The organism is Nocardioides sp. YIM B13467, from assembly GCF_042788075.1.
Classification (GTDB): domain Bacteria; phylum Actinomycetota; class Actinomycetes; order Propionibacteriales; family Nocardioidaceae; genus Nocardioides.
This window is the reverse complement of the sequence record NZ_JBHZPJ010000046.1, coordinates 2,547,333-2,565,164: the sequence shown is the minus strand read 5'-3', so window position 1 is coordinate 2,565,164 and position 17,832 is coordinate 2,547,333. Positions and strand designations below refer to the sequence as shown.

Annotated in this window: 18 protein-coding genes; 3 read left to right on the top strand and 15 right to left on the bottom strand. The window is 70.9% G+C overall.

What is annotated here, in order from left to right; all coding sequences use genetic code 11:
* Positions 1-47 precede the first annotated feature (47 nt).
* Positions 48-500 (bottom strand): agglutinin cell wall attachment protein, encoded by a 453-nt coding sequence (locus ACFX43_RS19380; protein WP_378832700.1) that lies wholly within the window; start codon positions 498-500, stop codon positions 48-50.
* A 148-nt stretch (positions 501-648) separates the two neighbouring features.
* On the opposite strand from ACFX43_RS19380, the gene ACFX43_RS19375 reads away from it, so the two are divergent.
* Positions 649-1,230 carry an XRE family transcriptional regulator gene (locus ACFX43_RS19375; RefSeq protein WP_378832694.1) on the top strand — a complete coding sequence of 194 codons (582 nt, stop codon included), beginning with the start codon at positions 649-651 and terminating at the stop codon, positions 1,228-1,230.
* Here the strand turns inward: ACFX43_RS19375 and ACFX43_RS19370 are convergent.
* From ACFX43_RS19370 to ACFX43_RS19340, 7 genes are read right to left on the bottom strand one after another with little or no spacing between them, the layout of a single operon-like run.
* Positions 1,208-2,446, bottom strand: a complete 1,239-nt coding sequence (locus ACFX43_RS19370; protein WP_378832681.1) for an amidohydrolase family protein — start codon at positions 2,444-2,446, stop codon at positions 1,208-1,210. The two genes, ACFX43_RS19375 and ACFX43_RS19370, sit on opposite strands and share 23 nt — an antisense overlap.
* Positions 2,443-3,216 carry a creatininase family protein gene (locus ACFX43_RS19365; RefSeq protein WP_378832671.1) on the bottom strand — a complete coding sequence of 258 codons (774 nt, stop codon included), beginning with the start codon at positions 3,214-3,216 and terminating at the stop codon, positions 2,443-2,445. Before ACFX43_RS19365 ends, ACFX43_RS19370 begins: the two co-directional genes overlap by 4 nt.
* Positions 3,216-4,559 (bottom strand): FAD-binding oxidoreductase, encoded by a 1,344-nt coding sequence (locus ACFX43_RS19360; RefSeq protein WP_378832667.1) that lies wholly within the window; start codon positions 4,557-4,559, stop codon positions 3,216-3,218. The genes ACFX43_RS19365 and ACFX43_RS19360 overlap by 1 nt, the downstream gene beginning before the upstream one ends.
* Positions 4,560-4,564: 5 nt before the next feature.
* Positions 4,565-5,749 carry a hypothetical protein gene (locus tag ACFX43_RS19355; RefSeq protein ID WP_378832664.1) on the bottom strand — a complete coding sequence of 395 codons (1,185 nt, stop codon included), beginning with the start codon at positions 5,747-5,749 and terminating at the stop codon, positions 4,565-4,567.
* A gap of 32 nt (positions 5,750-5,781) precedes the next feature.
* Positions 5,782-6,675: an ABC transporter permease gene (locus tag ACFX43_RS19350; protein WP_378832657.1), complete on the bottom strand. Its 894-nt coding sequence runs from the start codon at positions 6,673-6,675 to the stop codon at positions 5,782-5,784.
* Positions 6,672-7,418 (bottom strand): ABC transporter ATP-binding protein, encoded by a 747-nt coding sequence (locus ACFX43_RS19345; protein WP_378832650.1) that lies wholly within the window; start codon positions 7,416-7,418, stop codon positions 6,672-6,674. Before ACFX43_RS19345 ends, ACFX43_RS19350 begins: the two co-directional genes overlap by 4 nt.
* Before the next feature lies 1 nt (position 7,419).
* Positions 7,420-8,712: an amidohydrolase family protein gene (locus ACFX43_RS19340; RefSeq protein ID WP_378832644.1), complete on the bottom strand. Its 1,293-nt coding sequence runs from the start codon at positions 8,710-8,712 to the stop codon at positions 7,420-7,422.
* 179 nt (positions 8,713-8,891) lie between these two features.
* Between ACFX43_RS19340 and ACFX43_RS19335 the strand changes: the two genes are divergently transcribed.
* Positions 8,892-10,061 carry an MFS transporter gene (locus ACFX43_RS19335; RefSeq protein WP_378832641.1) on the top strand — a complete coding sequence of 390 codons (1,170 nt, stop codon included), beginning with the start codon at positions 8,892-8,894 and terminating at the stop codon, positions 10,059-10,061.
* Here ACFX43_RS19335 and ACFX43_RS19330 read toward each other — a convergent pair.
* From ACFX43_RS19330 to ACFX43_RS19305, 6 genes are all read right to left on the bottom strand, one after another.
* Positions 9,948-10,835 (bottom strand): helix-turn-helix domain-containing protein, encoded by an 888-nt coding sequence (locus ACFX43_RS19330; RefSeq protein ID WP_378832630.1) that lies wholly within the window; start codon positions 10,833-10,835, stop codon positions 9,948-9,950. The genes ACFX43_RS19335 and ACFX43_RS19330 overlap by 114 nt on opposite strands.
* A gap of 56 nt (positions 10,836-10,891) precedes the next feature.
* A complete protein-coding gene (locus ACFX43_RS19325; RefSeq protein ID WP_378832622.1) occupies positions 10,892-11,821 on the bottom strand; it encodes a TAXI family TRAP transporter solute-binding subunit in 930 nt (309 codons plus the stop codon).
* A gap of 32 nt (positions 11,822-11,853) precedes the next feature.
* The gene (locus ACFX43_RS19320) at positions 11,854-13,209 is read right to left on the bottom strand and encodes a sensor histidine kinase (protein ID WP_378832612.1); all 1,356 of its coding nucleotides are present in this window, start codon (positions 13,207-13,209) and stop codon (positions 11,854-11,856) included.
* 24 nt (positions 13,210-13,233) lie between these two features.
* Positions 13,234-13,899 carry a response regulator transcription factor gene (locus ACFX43_RS19315; RefSeq protein WP_378832605.1) on the bottom strand — a complete coding sequence of 222 codons (666 nt, stop codon included), beginning with the start codon at positions 13,897-13,899 and terminating at the stop codon, positions 13,234-13,236.
* 26 nt (positions 13,900-13,925) lie between these two features.
* A complete protein-coding gene (locus ACFX43_RS19310; protein WP_378832594.1) occupies positions 13,926-15,188 on the bottom strand; it encodes an Nramp family divalent metal transporter in 1,263 nt (420 codons plus the stop codon).
* A gap of 140 nt (positions 15,189-15,328) precedes the next feature.
* A complete protein-coding gene (locus tag ACFX43_RS19305) occupies positions 15,329-16,171 on the bottom strand; it encodes a helix-turn-helix transcriptional regulator (protein ID WP_378832588.1) in 843 nt (280 codons plus the stop codon).
* 101 nt (positions 16,172-16,272) lie between these two features.
* Here ACFX43_RS19305 and ACFX43_RS19300 point away from each other — a divergent pair, with 101 nt between their 5' ends.
* Positions 16,273-16,980, top strand: a complete 708-nt coding sequence (locus tag ACFX43_RS19300) for an SDR family NAD(P)-dependent oxidoreductase (RefSeq protein ID WP_378832580.1) — start codon at positions 16,273-16,275, stop codon at positions 16,978-16,980.
* Here the strand turns inward: ACFX43_RS19300 and ACFX43_RS19295 are convergent.
* Positions 16,974-17,762: an HAD-IIA family hydrolase gene (locus ACFX43_RS19295; RefSeq protein ID WP_378832570.1), complete on the bottom strand. Its 789-nt coding sequence runs from the start codon at positions 17,760-17,762 to the stop codon at positions 16,974-16,976. The genes ACFX43_RS19300 and ACFX43_RS19295 overlap by 7 nt on opposite strands.
* Positions 17,763-17,832 lie beyond the last annotated feature (70 nt).

Here is a 17,832-nt window from a genome sequence, read left to right as displayed (position 1 = left end):
GGATTCCTTGTGGGTCCTTCCCAAGCGAGACGGGTCGACCGGCGTCCCTACAGCGTTCGGCGGGCGCCGTTGACCTTCTGCCGAAGCCAGGCGGGGATGCGATCCTCGTCACGTGGGAAGGTCTCGAGATCGAGGGCGTACAGCCCTGGGTGCGCGGGCCAGCGCCAGACGGGTTCGTCGTCGTAGTTGAACGCGACGTTCGTCGTCGGCGTCTCGCCGCCCTCGCACGCGATGGTCCAGCGCGCGGAGAACCAGGCGCCGCGGCCGGGCTCGTACATCACCCGCCTGAGCTCGTCGGTCAGCGCGAGGATCGTGTCGGGCGGCCGGGCGTGGGCGAGGCTGCCGTCCGGCCGGTGCACATCGACGCGCCCGGTGAAGAACATGGACAGGTTGCGGTGGTTGAAGACCAACGTGGACCAGTCGCCCTCTACCTCGTCAGCGAGGTGGAGGGCGATCTCGTCGATGAGCTGTTCCTGTCTGACCACAGGAGGAACGGTCATGCCCATCAACCTACTACCGCTGTCGACAGCATTTCGAAACTCCGTTTCACGGAGCCGGCACGGATGTGTTGTTTCCGACATACGACGGCTCCGTGAGTTCCTCGTGACGCAGTGAACGCGGAGCGCCGTCGACGGCTAGGTTGAGCAGGTGACTCGGAACCCGCGACAGTCCCTGGATCGCTCGGTGCTGCGGCTGGGCGCCCGTGTCCGGGAGCTGCGCAAGGCGCAGGGGATGACGCTGGTCCAGCTCGCCGAGGCGACCGACCTGTCGCACCCGTTCCTGAGCCAGATCGAGCGCGGGATGGCCCGCCCCTCGATGTCGTCGCTGTTCCGGATCGCCGAGACGCTGGGCACGACCCAGCAGGGGCTGCTCGCGGACAGCGTCGAGAGTGCCTCCGCCGGCCCCGCGGCGGTCGTACGCCGCTCCGACCCCGGCACCGCGGAGGCGTCCAACGGCATGGTGCAGGCACTGGTCGCCGGGGCCGACCACGCCTTCATCCCGATGGAGTTCGCCGGGGACGAGCCGACCTGGGACCGCTACTGGCAGCACGAGGAGGACGAGTTCGTCTACGTGGTCGGCGGGACCCTTCGGATCGACCTGGACGGCGAGGAGCAGGTCATGGAGACCGCCGACTCGGTCTACATCCCCGGCGGCGTACGGCACCGGTGGGCCAGCGCCGACGGCGAGCTCTTCCGGCTGCTGGTGGTCAAGGAGCAGCGCAGGCGCTGAGCCGCCCCAGATCCGCGACGATCTCGCGCTCGTCGGCGGTGGCGAGCACCCCGTCGCGTACGACGACCCGGCCGGCCACGACCACGTGCCGCGGACGCCGCCCGGGCGAGGCCCACAGCAGGCCGGCGACCGGGTCGTGGACGCCGGCGTCGGCGACCCCGGAGACGTCCCAGACGCACAGATCCGTCCCCGAACCCAGCCCCGGTCGGCCGAGGCCGGCCGCTGAGCCGGTGGTCGCCATCGCGAGCACGTCGTCGGCCGCCAGCGGAGGACCGACCAGCGGCGCCACCTGCATGGCGAGACGGGCATCGGCGAGCAGGTGGCCGGCGTCGTTGCTGCCGCCGCCGCTGGTGCCGAGCCCGACCTCGACCCCGGCCGCGCGGAGGGCGGCGACCGGCGCGATCCCCCACCCCATCGGCAGGTCGCAGCCGGGCGCATGGGTGGCACTGACCCCGGCCGCGCTCAGCCTCCGGATCTCGTCCGGCGTCACGTCGCACAGATGGGCCAGGGTCACGTCGGGCGCGAGCCAGCCCCACTCCTCCAGCAGGTCGATCGGACGGCGGCCGTAGCGCTCGGCCGCGATCGCGACGTCGACCTGCTCGTTGGCCTGGGTACGCCGCCGCAGCCCGCGCCGGGCAGCCACCTCCCCCATCAGCCGGAAGGTCGGCTCCGGATCGGAGTGCACCCCGGCCGGCCCGACCGCGACCTGCAGCATGCCGTCGGCGCTCACCCCGCCGGGCGCATCCCCCACCAGCGCCTCCGCGACCAGGTCGGCGCTGTGCGCCGCGGTCTCGGGGTCGTCCCGGGCGGCACCGCGGACGAAGACCAGGCGGGCGCCCAGCTCGGCCGCCGCTCGCGCGGTCCCCTGCGCCAGCGGCACCGTCTCCTCCGGTGTCAGGGAGCCCGGCCAGGTCAGGTGATGGTCGGCCACCGTCGTCACCCCACAGAGCAGCGACTCGGCGAGCCCCGCCCGCGCGGCGGCGTAGGTGAGCTCGGCGTCGACCCCGACGCGGTCGTAGGCCGCCGCCATCGTCGGCAGCCAGGTCGCCATCGGGACACCGCGCGTCCCGGGCAGGGCGCGGAACGCGGTCTGCAGCAGGTGATGGTGGGCGTTGACCAGACCCGGCGTGACCAAGCAGCCGGAGGCATCGAGGGTGTCGTCGGGCCCCTCGATCGAGAGATCGCCCGAGACTGCACCGGTGATCCGCAGCGTCATGCCGACGGCGTGAATCGGGAGGCCTCCACGATGACCTCGGCCAGGGTGGCGACCCCGGCCTCGAAGCGGACCTTGCCGTCCTCGGCGGTGGCGGTGGTCGGGTCGCCGAGGTAGCCGTCGGTGCCGAAGTCGTCGGAGAGCCAGCCGAAGGAGACCGGCTTGCCGAAGCCGATGTGCCGGTAGCCAGCCAGCTGCTCGGGCACCTTCCGCTCCCCTCGCTCCTGGTGCACCAGCTCGGGACGCAGGTGGAGCATCATCGAGGTCTCGCCGTGGCCGCCGTGGATGCCGAGGCCGAGCTCGTCCTCCCGGGAGGAACGTCCTCCTTGGTCGGGTGGCACCGAGAGATGCGCGAAGAACGTCGCCAGCCCGAACTGCTTGCGCAGCTCGCGGCTGGCGACCTGCCCGAGCGCGGAGTTCCCGCCGTGCCCGTTGACGAAGAGCAGCCGGGTGATCCCGGAGGTGCTCAGCGAGCGGCCGATGTCGACGAGGACCCGCATCAGGGTGTCCCAGGAGAGCCAGATCGTGCCGGGCGACCAGGAGTGCTCGTCGGACTTCGTGTAGGCCAGCGGCTCCAGCAGCACCACGGACGCGCTGCCCGCCGCGGCGACCGTCGCCACCGCGGCCTCGGCGGCCTCGGCGGCGATGACGTAGTCCGTCGAGACCGGCAGGTGGGGACCGTGCTGCTCGATCGCGCCGAGACCGAGCACCGCGACGGTGTCCTCGGGCAGAGCGGCGATCTCGGGAGCGGTGAGGTCGGCGAAACGGGGCATCAGCGGACTCCGATGTTGATGCGGGTGTCGACCAGCGCGTGGTCGGTGAGCTTGCCCTGGTTGAGCAGCCCCTTGGGGTCGCGCTCGCGCGCGACCGCGGTGACGAGCTCGACGTTGCGGTCGACGTGCCACTGGTGGGGTGAGTGCACACCGACCCCGATCTCGTCGAAGCGCGGGATGCCGGCGAGGACCTGCTCCTCGGAGACGTACTCGGCGACCACCATCGCCAGCGGGGCGTTCCCCATCAGCTCCAGGTGCAGCCAGACGGGGCCGTCGTAGACCTGCCGCACCTGGTCGGCGTCGCTCCAGTAGAGCTCGCCCCCGGTCTCCATGTGGAACCAGCTCCGGTCACGGTGCGCACGCTGGAGGAAGTAGACCGGATGGTTGTAGGACATCCCGGAGAGCAGATCGGTCGCGGCATAGTCCTCCAGACGAGCCCGTACGCTGCCTCCGGCCGCAATCACGAGCGACTCGATCTCGGCGACCGTGGACGCCTCCGCGATCACCCGCAGACTGTGCTGGGACGGGTCGAGCTCGACGTTGGTGGTCAGGGTCGGGACCAGGGCCGGCTCGTCGCCCGAGGCCAGCCTCGGCAGCACCGGCAGGTCGAGCAGGCGGCGGTGCACGGACACCATCGCGTCCCAGCTGTCGAAGGCGGCATAGACCGCCACCCAGTCCCGCGCGGGGTCGGTGCGGACGACCACCGAGGTCACCACGCCGGTCACGCCGTAGGCGTGGATGTAGGGCAGCGTCTCCTCGCCTGTCACCGTGAGCAGGCGTCCGCTGCCGTCCATCGGGGCCACCGTCAGCTCGGTGACGAAGCCGTCGGAGGTGGTGCCGTGCTCGATGGTCCCGGTGCCGGCGCTGCCGCCACCGATGAAGCCGCCGATCGTGGAGCCCTTGGTGGAGGGGAAGATCCACAGGTCGCGCCCCGCCTCCCGGGCCACCTTGTCGATCCGGGTCATCCGGGCACCGGCCCCGGCGCGTAGGTTGCCGTCGGCCAGCACCTCGATCGAGTCCAGGCCGCGCAGGTCGAGGATGATCCCGCCGGTGAACGGGGTCGCCTGGCCGTAGTTGCCGGTCCCGGCCCCGCGCGGGACGACCGGCACGTCGTGCTCGTAGGCCACCGCCAGCACGTCGGCGACCTCCTGCTCTGTGCGCGGCCGGACGATGGCGTCGGCGACGTACCTGCCGCTCGGCACCTTCTCCTGGAGCACCGGCGACATCCGGGACCAGTCCGAGGAGAGCTTGACCAGCGCGGCCGGGCCGGTCTCGACCCGGTCCGCGCCGAGACGGTCGGCGACCAGGGCGGTCACCTGGGACGTACGTTGCGAGATGGTCATCGACATCACTTCATCGAGATCGAGTCGTCGATGAACCGGTTGTCGTAGAGCGACTCCGGGTCGATGTCGTCGGAGGTGATCGTGCCGGCCTGCTTCATGATCGGCGCGAACGTCTCGACGACCTCCTTCATCCGCTCGCCGTCGATCTGACCGAAGACTCCGGACTTCGGGTCGTCGTGGACCAGGTCGAGGTCGGTCATCGTCTTGGCGGCGTACGTGGCGACGCCCTCGCTGTAGGTCCAGCCGGTCTGGTAGCGCTCGACGATGTCGACGATGATCCCGTTGGCCCAGTCCGGGTCGGCCAGGTAGTCGATCTCGGCCTGCTGCATCACCGGGACGAGCTTCTCGAGGCAGTCGGCCTCCGTCCGTACGTCCTCGGCACGCACCGCGATCGGCTCGGGGTAGATGGTGTAGCCGACCTCGGCGAGCAGCTGGTAGCCGATCGGCTTGGCCCAGCTGCTGATCTCGTTCTCGTAGATGTAGGGCTCGGCCGTGGCGAAGCCCTGCTGGAGGATCGTGGGCTCGGTGACGAAGCGCTGCGGGGTGCCCTCGTAGGAGAGGTCGGACTGCTTCTTCTCGATCATCCCCTGCGACTCGAGCAGCGCCGGGATCACGTCGCCGGCGGTGACGACGGGGTCGCCGTCGCCGGCGGCCTCGGCGATGGTCTTCGCGTCGTCCTGGCTCTTCGGGTCCCACATCAGGATCTGGGGCGAGACGGTGAGCTGTGAGGCCAGCGCGACGGTCGGCTGCTTCTCCGCGGCCGCGATCGCGGCGTCGGTGTTGACCGCTCCGATGAGGATGTCCTTGTCGAGGTACATGGTCGCGGGGACGGGCTGGAACCCGGTCGCCGGACCGCCCGAGCGGACCTCGATCTCCACGCCCGTGTCGACGCCCCCGGAGACGAGCGGCCCGGTGACGGTCTTCTTGTCGGTGTCGACGGTGTAGCCCTCGCCGATCAGGCTGTACATGCCGCCGTGCTCGGCCTCGGGCTGCCAGTCCTGCTGCATCACCACGGTCGCGGGACAGACGTCGGAGAGGTCCTTCGCGCTGCCCTTCTCCGCCTTCGTCACCTCGCCTGCGGTGGCGGTGTTGGCGGAGCCGGAGTCGCTCCCGCAGCCGGACAGGGCGAACGGGACGATCGTCGAGAGTGCCACGAGGGTGGCGGCGCGCAGGGGTATGTGTCGGTTCATGCTGTGTCCGTTTCTTGGGGGATGGAGTGAGGTCAGCGCTCGCCGTACCACTTGCCGATCACGGCACGGTCGAGAGCGGCGAAGGCCGAGAAGACGACGACACCGAAGAGTGCGGTGAGGATGATCGCCAGGAAGAGCGGCTCCATGCTGAGCCGGAGCGTGTAGACGCGGAGCAGGCCGCCGATGCCGGGGCTGCCCTGCTGGAAGTAGAAGTCGCCGACGATCACGCCGATGACCGACAGCCCGGCGGCGTTGCGCAGGCCGGTGAAGATCGCCGGCATCGCGGCCGGCAGCTGCAGCTTGAGCAGCCGCTGCAGCCGGGTCGCCCGGTTGAGGGTGAAGAGGTCGTGCGCCGGGGCCGTCGCCGACTGCAGGCCGAAGAGGGTGTTGGCGATCATCGGGAAGACCGCGATGATCACGCAGACCACGATCCGGGCCGCGATGCCGTAGCCCATCCAGATCCCGATCAGCGGGGTCAGCGCCAGGATCGGGACCGTCTGCAGGATGACGGCATAGGGGTAGAGCACCTTCTCCAGCAGCCGGGTCTGGGCCATCACCATCGCCCAGGCCATCCCGATGACCACCGAGATCACCAGACCGGCCAGCGCGACCATCACCGACTGCCACAGCGCGGCGAGCATCGGCTGCATGATCTCCGGACGACCCAGCGTCTCGCCGAAGACCTGGTGCGGCGGCGGCAGCAGGAACCGCTTGTCCTCACCGAGCACGAGGTACGTCACGGCGTACCACACGGCCGCCAGGCCGGCGAGCGCCGCGATCATCGGCAGGACCTTGGCGATGATCCCGCGGAGCACCGGGGACGTACGTCTGGTGGGCGGCTCTGCGGGCGCGACCTCGGTCGCGGGCTCGACGTCCGGCTCGACGATCAGCCCGGTGTTCAGGTCGGTGCTCAGCTCGGTGCTCATGCGTGCTCCTCCAGTGCCTCGGAGACCTGGCCGACGAGGTGGGCGAAGTCGGACTCGAAACGCAGCTCGGGTGGGCGTGGGAACTCCCAGGGCACCGGGATCTCCGCGACGATCCGGCCGGGCCGGCCGCTCATCACGACGACACGTGTCGAGAGGTAGACGGCCTCGGCCACGGAGTGGGTGATGAAGAGGCCGGCGAAGCCCAGCAGCTTGAAGAGCCGCTGCAGCTCGGTCTGCATCGCCAGCCGGGTGATCTCGTCGAGCGCTCCGAACGGCTCGTCGAAGAGAGCGAGGTCGGGCTCGGCGACCAGGGCGCGGGCGATCGAGACCCGCATCCGCATGCCTCCGGAGAGCTGGCGCGGATGCTGCTTCTCGAAGCCGGCGAGGCCGACCAGGTCGAGGGCCTCCTGGGCCGCGCGGCGGCGCTGCTCCTTGGGGAGCCCGCTCAGCTCGCCGATCAGCTCGACGTTCTTCCGGGCGCTGCGCCACTCCAGGAGGGTGGGGTCCTGGAAGACGTAGCTGGTGGTGTCCGCGTCGACGTCGACCCGGCCGACGGTGGCGTCCTCGAGTCCCGAGGCCAGCCGGAGCAGGGTGGACTTGCCGCAGCCGGACGGGCCGACGACGGAGACGAACTCCCCGGCGTCGACGCTGAGGTCGACCCCGGTCAGCGCGGTCGTACCGGTCGGGAATCGCTTCGTCACCCCCGATAGGGCGAGCGTGGCGGTGGTGGTCGTCGTGTTCATGTCACCTCGGCATGGGATCGAGCATGGGATCGAGATCGAGGACGGTGCTGACGCGGGTGTCGGCGAGCACGCGGCCGCCGTGGACGACGACGCGGGCGCTCTGGGCTCCGGCGACGACCTCGTCGAGAGGTACGTCGGGGACGAGCATGAAGTCGGCCCGGCTGCCCGGTCCGGTGCCCGCGTCGGGGAGCCCGAGCACGGTGCGGGTGGTCGTCGTGACTGCGGCGAGGGCCTCGGCCGGCCGGAGATGACCGGCGGCGACCAGGAGCGAGGTGGTCTCGAACGGGTCGGCCCGGCCGACCGGGTTGAAGGGGTCGCGCAGGTTGTCGGCGCCGGCCGCGACCGGCACCCCCGCCTCGAGCAGCGCCCGGACGGCGGTGAGCCCGCGCGGCACCGCCGCGTCGGCGTCGCGCCCCTGCAGGTAGAGGTTGGTGATCGGCAGCGTCACGATGCCGATCCCCGCCTTCGCCACCAGGTCCACGACGGGACCTCGGCGGTCGTGGCCGAGCATGCCGAGGCGTACGCAGTGGGAGGCGGTCACGCGCTGCTGCATCCCCCGGGCGATGACCTGCTCGGCGAGATCGGCCAGGTCGAGGTGGCCGGTGGTGGTCTGCTCGTCGGTGTGCAGGTCGACGGGGAGGCCGGACCGCTCGGCGTGGTCCAGGATGCGGCTGGTCTCCTTGGCGGGCTCGTCGGCCAGGTGCGGACACCCGCCGAGGACGTCGATCCCGCGACCGATCGCGTCCTCGATCACCGCGTCCGGGACGTCCTGGCCGGCGAGCAGGCAGACCTGGAGCGTGATGGTTCCGCGGAGCTCCTCGCGCAGGCCGAGCAGGGCATCGACCCCACGCAGCGGGTCACCCGCGAGGAGCGCGTCGGCATGCGTACGGATCGTGGTGATGCCGTTCGCGACATAGCGGCGGACCGCCCGCCGGGCGCGGTCGGCGAAGTCGTCGGAGGTGAGCGTGGGAACGAGTGAGCGCCACTGCTCGATGGCGGTGACCAGGTCGTTCCCCGCCTGCGGGCCCGGCTCGATCTGCTCCGCGCTCAGCGCCTTGTCGAGATGCGCGTGCGGCTCCCCGGCGGCGGGGATCAGCCGCCAGCCCGTGGCGTCGGTCCCGGCGGACGGCTTCTTCGCCGCCCGGACGGCGGTGATCTCTCCGGCCGCTAGATCGAGATCGGCGAGGCTGCCGTCGAGTAGGCGTACGTTGCGCAGCGCGGTCAGCTCCACGCCGGCCAGCTGCGCCGGGCCGTCCACGGGCCCGACCCGTTCCGCATCTCGTGCCACGGCCATCGACTACCCCTTCCGGCTCAAATGTTGATGAGATGAACATTTTCGAGCGTAAGGAGCGGTTATTTCGGCGGCGTAACCGTTTCGGTCCTCCTCGATGAAACCAGCGATGGCGGTCATCCGGTCAAGCACGGGCGACGGACGATCAACGCGGGCGCTCGGATCGCGGCGAGGATCGAAGGGTGACAACGACTTCGCCCGAAACGACCCCGTCCCCGACCACCTCCCGAGGCCGAGCGGCGCCGGTGGTCGCGCTCGCCGCCGGGATCGCGATCCTGGTCTCGAGCGAGTTCCTGCCCGCAGGCGTACTGCCCACGATGGCGCGCGACCTCGGAATCAGCGAGGGGACTGCCGGGCTCGCGGTGGCCGCGACCGCGATCGCCGGGGCCGCGACCGCACCGACCATCGCCATGATCCTTCCCCGGATGGACCGGCGTACGTTGCTGGTCGGCCTGCTGGTCGCCGCGGCCATCGCCAACCTGGCGGTCGCGATATCCCCCGGTTTCATCGTCCTGCTCCTCGGCAGGCTCGTGCTCGGCGCGGCGATCGCCGGCTACTGGTCCTTCGCGTTCGCCGTCGGGACGTACGCGTCGCCGGGCCGCGACCACGTCATCTCGACCTCGATCGCGCTGGGAGTCACGGTGGCCACGATCGTCGGCCTGCCGCTGGGCTCGCTGCTCGCCGACGGCCCCGGCTGGCGCTGGGGGTTCGCGGCCGCGGCGGTGCTGAGCCTGATCTCCGCCGCCGCGCTGGCCCGGGCGCTGCCGCCGGTGCCGGCCCATCCGTCGGCCGGGCTGACCATGATGCGTCAGGCCCTCCGCAACCCGCGGCTGGTCGCCGGGGTGGTCCTGGTGGTCGTGGTGGTGCTCGGCAACTTCGTGGCGTACCCGTTCATCCGGATCGCGATCTCGACCACCTCGCCAGGCGACGGCATGTGGATGCTGGCGCTGTGGGGCTTCGGCGGACTCTTCGGCAACCTCGCGGCCGGGCGGTTCGCCGACCGGCTGCGGGTCGTCGTCACCGTCGCGCCGCTCCTGCTCGCGGGCGGGCTGGTGCTGACGTTCCTCGCCGAGAGCACGCCGGTCATGGCGCTGGCCATGATCGTGTGGGGCTTCGGGTTCAACCTGGTGCCGGTCGGCACGCAGCTGTGGGTCACCCGCGTCGAGCCCGAGCGCACCGAGTCGGCGCTGGCGCTCCAGGTCACCGCGTTCCAGGTCTCGATCGCCCTCGGGGCGGCGCTAGGAGGCGCGGTCCTCGATGAGTACGGCGTCGGGCGGGTGCTCGTCATCGGCGCGGTCGGTGCGGTGATCGCCGCGGCGGGCTTCGGCGCGGTCCGCGTCCCGCGTGGTTGACGCGTCCCGCCACGCCTGCGGCCCGGTCCCGTGGACCGTGGTGAAGGCCCGGCTGAACGCCGCGCCCGACCCGTAGCCAACGGCGTACGCCACCTGCTCGACCGGACGGTCTCCGCCGGCGAGCAGGTGGCGGGCCGCGCGCATCCGCACGTCCCGCAGCGCTTCGCTCGGGCTCTGCCCCAGGCTGCGCCGGAACCGCTCCCCCAGCGCCGACCTCGACAGGTGCACGGACTCCGCCATCGCCTCGACCGACCAGGCCCGTCCCGGATCCGCGATCAACGCGGACAGCACCTGCGCCACCGTCGGGTCGAGGACGGGCGCAGGACCGTCGGTTCCGCGCCCGGTGTCCTCGAGCCAGGAGGCCGTCATCGCGGCGCCGAGCAGCGACGCGTAGCCCGACGCGAACAGCGCCGTCGGCCGGCACGGCCCCGCCAGCGGACAGCGTCGCACCAGCTCGGCCACCCCGCCGTGGCGACCGACGAAGTCGCGCACGACCAGCGGGTTGGCGAGCGGGTACGCCACCGCGACCGCCCGCAGATCAGCCCTGGTCACCGCGGCCCCGTCGTGGGTCGCCAACCGGTGCCTGACCTGGCCTCCGACCAGAGCCGCATCCCCCGCGCGGAGCAGGTGCGACTGCCCGGCCGCGGTCAGCACGACCGTCCCGTCGTCGACGAGCAACCAGGTGGCGGAGCGTACGTCCTCACCGGCGGAGCCGGCGGCCAGCTCCTCCTGGTAGGCGAGCGTCATCTCCCACGACGGACGGTCCTCGTTCACATCAGGCCCAGCGTGCGACCGCCGCCCGGCTATTCCCGAGGCCGGTCCACGGCACGTCATCCGTGCAGGGCGCGATACGCCGACAGGGCGCCGGGATGCAGGGGGATCCGCCCCGTCTGGATCATCGTGGCGGGCTCCAGGTATTGAAGCCCTCGGACGAAGTCCGGGATCAGCAGGTCCGCGCGGCTGACCATGACGTCGACGATCTCGCGCGCCACCCGGTGCGGTAGGTCGCGGCGCGCCAACAGCAGGTTGGGAACGCCGATCGTCGTGCCACCCGAGCGGGGACCGTAGTCGACCGGTGGCACCTTCCGGGTGGAGTAGCGGTAGCCGGACTGTCGTGACATCGGGGCGGCGAGCGCGCCGAGATCGATCATCCGGAGCGGCCGCCGCTGCCCCGCCTTGCTGATCGTGGGCGTCGGGATCCCGCCGGACCAGAACACGGCGTCGACCTCGTCCTCGAGCAACCGGTCCAGACCGGCAGCCAATCCCGTATGGCTCACCGTGAGATCGCGGGTCCGTAGACCAGCTGCCTCCAGGAGCACGACAGCGGTCACGGCGGCGCCGGACCCAGCGGCTCCGAGCACGACGCGCCGCCCACGAAGGTCGTCGACCTCGCGGATCGGACTGTCATCGGTCACGAGAAGATGCAGATAGTTCTCATAGATACGCGCCAACGCCAGCGGCCGATCCGCTTCGGGCATATCGGCGACGATCCGATCGAGGCCGTCCTCGAGCGCGAGCCCGAGCGCGGCCTCGCCGTCTCTGAGGAGACGTACGTTGTCGAGACTTCCCTCCGTCGCCACGACCGTCGGCTCCAGCCCAGGGCTCACGGCACGCAGCTGATCGGCGAGCAGGCCCGCGAAGACCGCATAGGTCCCGTACTCCGTGCCTGCGGCAATCGTGACGGGCGCCGTCTCCGGGTCGCGACATCCGGCCAAGGACGCCACTGTCGGCGCGACGGCCGCAGCGGTGACCGTGCGCACGAACGTCCGCCTCGTCAGCGGCTGATGCCAGGTCACGACGCCACCCGCAGCGAGAACTCGGCGATCGTCCCGACCGGTTCGGCGGGACGCAGGCGTACGCGACCACCGTTGGCGCCGGCGAGCTCCTCGGCGATCGCCAGCCCGAGGCCGGATCCCGTCCGCTGGTCACCGGATCGCCAGAACCGTTCGATGGCCAGGTGCCACTCGTCGTGCTCGAGCCCCGGACCGTCGTCTCGGACCCAGCCGACGACCCCGTCGGCGGTCACGGTCGCCGAGAGCTCGACGTGGGCGCCCGGACCGGCATAGCGGATGGCGTTGTCGATGAGGACGTCGAGGATCTGGTCGAGCACCCCGGCCACCTCCACCTCGGGTAGGTCTCCAGTGATCGACAAGGACTGCCCCGCCGCTTCCGCGGCCGGCCGCCAGGCCTCGACGCGCTCGCGGATGACGGTGTCCACCACTTGGTTCGCGACGGTGACGCGTCCACCGGCACGGGCCACCCCTGCCTCCTGGGCCCGCGCCAGCGACATCAGCTGGTCGAGGAGCGTTTCCAGGCGCTCCAGCTCCTTGGTCAGACCCGCATAGGACCGCTCACCGGTGCTGTTCACATGTGACTCCAGTCCGTCAGCTCGCAGGCGCAGCGCCGCCAGCGGGTTGCGCAGCTGATGCGACGCGTCGGCGACCAGCTGACGCTGTTGCTCCAAGGACTTCTCGACGGCGGCACCCATGCGGTTGAACTCCGCGACCAGACCGCGGAGCTCCGCCGGGCCGGTCGCGAGCACGTCCGCGCTGCGGTCCCCGTGCGTGATCGTTCGCGCCGCTGCCTCGAGCGAGTGCACCGGACGCATGGTCCATCGCGACAGCCGCCTCGTCAGCGCCGCGGCCAGCAGCAGGAGCGCCAACGCCCCGACAGCGATGAGCGCCCAGTCCCGCCTGACCTGTGCGGCGGCAGCCGAGGTGTCGACGCGAGTCAGAGCGTACGACCTGACCTCGCCGTCCTCGCGGCCCGGCGCTCCGCGCAGCGGGTCCGCGGTGGTCCAGGGCAGGATCCGGCGCATCGCGACGGGAGGCACGCCCACCAGTCCGATACGCAGCGCTCCCGTGACGGAGGTGGCGCCGGTGTCGAGGTCGCCGGCGAGGGAGAGCTCCCGGCCGTCGGCATCGACGACGAGAACCGGCTCGTCGTAGACGTCGTGGTAGCGATCGACCAGCTCTGCGACCGGCTGGCCTGAGGCGGCCGCCTCCGCGATCACTGCCATCTGCCGGTCCCGCTCGGACGCGAGCCGGGCGGTCCGTCGGTCAGCGAGCGTGGTCGCCAACGGAAACGCCAGTGCCAGGAGCGTCCCGAGCAGGAGCAGGCCGACCACGAGCTGTACCCGACGCTCCATCACCGACGCCTCCGCCCTTCTCGATCAGCCGAGCCGGAACCCGTAGCCGCGCACCGTGTGCAGCGGCAGGTCCCGACCCAGCTTGCTGCGAAGCGCGGTCACGAAGAAGTCCAGCGACCGCGACTTGCCGACCGCCGGCGTACCCCACACCTGGAGCAGCAGCTCGTCGCGACTCACCGCCTCGCCGGTGCGAGCGATCAGCGCGGCCAGCAGGTCGAACTCCGTCGCGGTCACCGAGACCGGGGACCCACCACGGTGAACGGTGCGCGCGGCGACGTCGACGCTCAGCTCGCCCAACGTGACCACACGCTCGGCCGGCCGCGGTTCGGCGGAGGCCATCCGGCTCCGCCGAACCAGCGCGTGGACACGCGCGAGCAGCACCGCCCTGCCGACCGGCTTCACCAGGTAGTCGTCGGCGCCGGCACGCAGGCCGAGGACGACAGACCCGTCACTGTCACGGGCCGTGAGCACGAGCACCGGAACCGTCGAGACCCGCCGCACCGTACGCAGGAAGTCGAGTCCATCCATGTCCGGCAGGCCGAGATCGAGCACCACCAGGTCGGCTCCGGCGATCTGGTGCAGGCCGTCGTCGCCGCGGCTGCAGTGCGTCGTGGTCCACCCCACGTCCTGGAAGGCGTCCACCAACGCCTCCGCAACGCTCGGGTCGTCCTCGACCACCAGAATCCGCACGGAGCAAACCTAACGTGGTGCGGTGATCAGAGCGCGCCGGTGATGACCACGCGGACCTGATGCACTGCCAGTGCCAAGAAGGCGAGTGCGCACAGGCCCATCACCACGTTCGAGGAGATCCGGTTGCGCCATTCACGCGGCACCCGGTCGGTGTTGAGGATCCACAGGAGCGTGATGGCGAGGAACGGCATGAAGAGCGCCCCGAGCACACCGTAGGCGAGGATCAGATAGACCGGCTGGTCCAGGAACAGGGCGATGATCGGCGGGAACGTCAACCACAGGATGTACGCGCGGTACCAGATGCCGCCGGCCATCCGCTCGGGCGCGTCCTCGGGGGCCTTCCGCACGTGACCGGCGAAGTCGGCGAACATCAGGCTGACCCCGTGCCACACCCCCACCAGCGAGCTCAGCGCGGCGGAGAGGAAGCCGATCAGGAAGATCGTTCCGGCGGCCGGGCCGTACCGATCCTCGAGAACGTTCCCGATATCGAGCATCCCCTTGTCGCCGGTGTCGACCGCGATGCCGGCCGAATACAGCAGCTCGGCCCCGACGATGAGCGTGGAGACGACGAAGATTCCGGTCACGATGTACGCGACCGAGTTGTCGATGCGCATCACCCGCATGTACGCCGGGGTCGCCCAGCCCTTCTCACGCAGCCAGTAGCCGTAGGCGGCGAGCGTGATCGTCCCGCCGACACCGCCGGCGACGCTCAGGATGTTGAGCAGCGACCCGTCCGGAATCCGAGGCACCAGGCCGGCGGCGAGTTCGGGCAGGTTCGGCACCGTGAGCGCCGCAGCGGCGACCATCGAGATGAACATCAGCAGCACCATGATGCTGAGGGCCTTCTCGAACAGCCCGTAGCGGCCGGTCCAGACCAGCGCGAGGCCGAAGATCCCGGCGATGATGCCCCAGGCCTTCACCGACAGCACCGGCACCAGGGCGTGGGCGGCGAGCCCGGTGCCGGACATGGCCGCAGCGCCGTACACGAAGCCCCAGATGACGAGATACGGCCCGAAGTAGGCGTGGGTCCAGCGGCCCAGGCTGCTCCAGCCCTCGTAGATCGTGCGTCCGGTCGCCAGGCTGTAGCGGCCGGCGCCCTCCACGAGCACGACCTTCATCAGGCACCCGAGCACGACGGCCCAGAGCAGCGCATAGCCGTACTTGCTGCCCGCGATCATGGTGGCCACTAGGTCGGCAGCGCCGACACCGGTCGCGGCGACGACCAGGCCGGGTCCGATCAAGCGCCAGCGAGGGACGGCCCCTGCGGACTTGTCATCGATGACAGTCATCAGTTGTAACTCCTCGGTCTTCTCCGGGTTGGGTCACCCGGACGCCCGACTATGTGACGGTCGACACAGTCGCGTCTATGCGAAGAGGCCCTGAGGGGGTTTTCCTTACACAACCCAACGAATCGGGCCCCGCCCGAGGATCAGCCGAGCGCCTGGTTGCCGACGACCGTCGCCAATGCGAGACGCTCGGCGTCCTCGGTGCCGGGCTCGGCGGTGTAGACCATGATCCGCAGGTCCTCGACGGCGACGGTCAGGGTGTCGCAGTCGAGCGCGATCCGGCCGACGGTCGGGTGGTCGATGATCTTGTGTCGCGCCGGTTCGTGGTGACGGGACGGGTCCGCGCTCTCCCACAGGTCGGCGAAGCGCCGGCTGGCTGCGCGCAGGTCGGCGATGAGCCGACGCAGCGGCTGGTCCCCGGGGTAGCGGGCAGCGGTGAGGCGCAGGTCGGCGACCAGACCCGCCTGCAGCGCCTCCGTCTCCGCCCGGGTGGAGAGGGCTCGGCTGCTCTCCAGGACGATGTTGCGCCACACCGCGTTGCGCTCGCGGCCGCGCCAGGTCGTCGTCTCCCCCATCAGCGCGTCGTACGCGTCGTTGGCGATCACCAGGTTCCACGCGGCGTCGTAGACCACGACCGGGGTGTGCGCCAGGCGGTCGAGGAGCCGCTGCACGCTCGGCGAGACCCGCGAGGAGATCACCTCTCTCCCGGGCGTGACGTGTCCGGCGAGACGGAACAGCACGTCGCGGTCCGCGTCCGGGAGCCGGAGCGCCCGGGCGAGCGCCTCGACCACCTGCGCCGACGGCGAGGTCGCTCGGCCCTGCTCGAGCCGGGTCAGGTAGTCGACCGAGATACCCGCCAGGTGCGCGACCTCCTCGCGCCGCAGCCCGGAGGCTCGGCGACGGCCACCCTCAGGCAGTCCGACCGAGGCGGGCTCCACGCGATCACGCCGGTGTCGCAGCATCCGGCCGAACTCCGATGACTCCACCTGACCAGTCTCCGACATGGCGGAGCCGATGTCCTGGCCCCGCCAGTCCTACGAAAACCGGACCGCTTCCTGAGCCAGCGTCGCCGGCGCAGCCTGGAGGCATGACCACCACACTGATCACCGGGGCCAACAAGGGCCTCGGCAAGGAGACCGCCCGCCGCCTTCTCGCCGCGGGGCACACCGTCTACATCGGAGCCCGTGACGAGGCCCGAGGCCGGACCGCGGCCGCCGAGCTCGGCGCCCGGTTCGTACGCATCGACGTCACCGACGACGCCTCCGTCACCGCCGCTGCCGAGCGGATCGCCGCCGACGGCGACCTGGACGTACTCGTCAACAACGCCGGCGTCGAGCCGCGACTGGCCGACAACGCCATCCCCACCGCAGCCGAGGAGAGCGTCGAGGACGTACGTGCCACTTTCGAGACCAACCTGTTCGGTGGGATCCGGGTGACCCAGGCCTTCGTGCCGCTGCTGTTGAAGTCGCCGGCGCCCGTCATCGTCAACGTCTCCAGCGGGCTCGCGTCACTGAGCATGCTGAGCGATCCCGACGGCTTCACCTACTTCTACCGAGGTCTGAGCTACCCGGCGTCCAAGGCCGCCGTCAACGCCGCCTCCATCCAGCTCGCCAAGGCCTACCCGACCATCCGGATCAACGCGGTCGAACCCGGCTTCACCGACACCGACCTCAACGGCCACACCGGCACCCAGACCGTCCAGGAAGGGGCCGAGATCATCGTCCGGATGGCGCAGCTCGGCCCGGACGGCCCGACCGGGACGTACGTGTCGGGCCACGGCCCGCTCCCCTACTGAGCCTCGAGCAGCGGCAGTACGTCGGCGATGGAGGCGACCACCCGGGTCGGCCGGAACGGGAAGGTCTCGACCTGCTCGGGCCTGGTCGACCCGGTCTCGACGAGGATGGTGCGCATCCCGGCCTCGAGGCCGCTGATGATGTCGGTGTCCATCCGGTCGCCGATCATCACGGTCGTCTCGGAGTGGGCCTCGAGCTGGTTGAGGGCACTGCGCATCATCAGCGGGTTCGGCTTGCCGATGAAGTAGGGCGCCCGGTTGGTCGCGGCGCTGATCAGCGCGGCGACGGAGCCGGTCGCGGGCAGCGTGCCCTGCGGGCTCGGCCCGCTCGGGTCGGGGTTGGTGGCGATGAACCGCGCGCCGCCCTCGATCAGCCGGATCGCCCGGGTGATCGCCTCGAACGAGTAGGTGCGGGTCTCGCCGAGCACCACGTAGTCGGGGTCGTTCTCCGTCATCACGTAGCCGACCGCGTGCAGGGCGGTCGTCAGACCGGCCTCGCCCACGACGTACGCGGAGCCCTCCGGCCGCTGGTCGGCGAGGAACTGCGCGGTCGCGAGCGCCGAGGTCCAGATCGACTTCTCCGGGACGTCGAGGCCGGACCGGAGCAGCCGGACCCGGAGGTCCCGCGGGGTGTAGATCGAGTTGTTGGTCAGCACCATGAACGGCACCGATGCCTCGGTGAGCTTCGCCAGGAACTCGGCGGCGCCGGGGATCGGCTCCTCCTCACGCACGAGGACACCGTCCATGTCGGTCAGCCATGTCTTGATGGGGCGCTCGTCGATCACGGAGACATCCTCGCCGATCGCGGGCCAACCGCCAACCGTCGTCGCTGACTACTACTTTCCCCACCGGTCA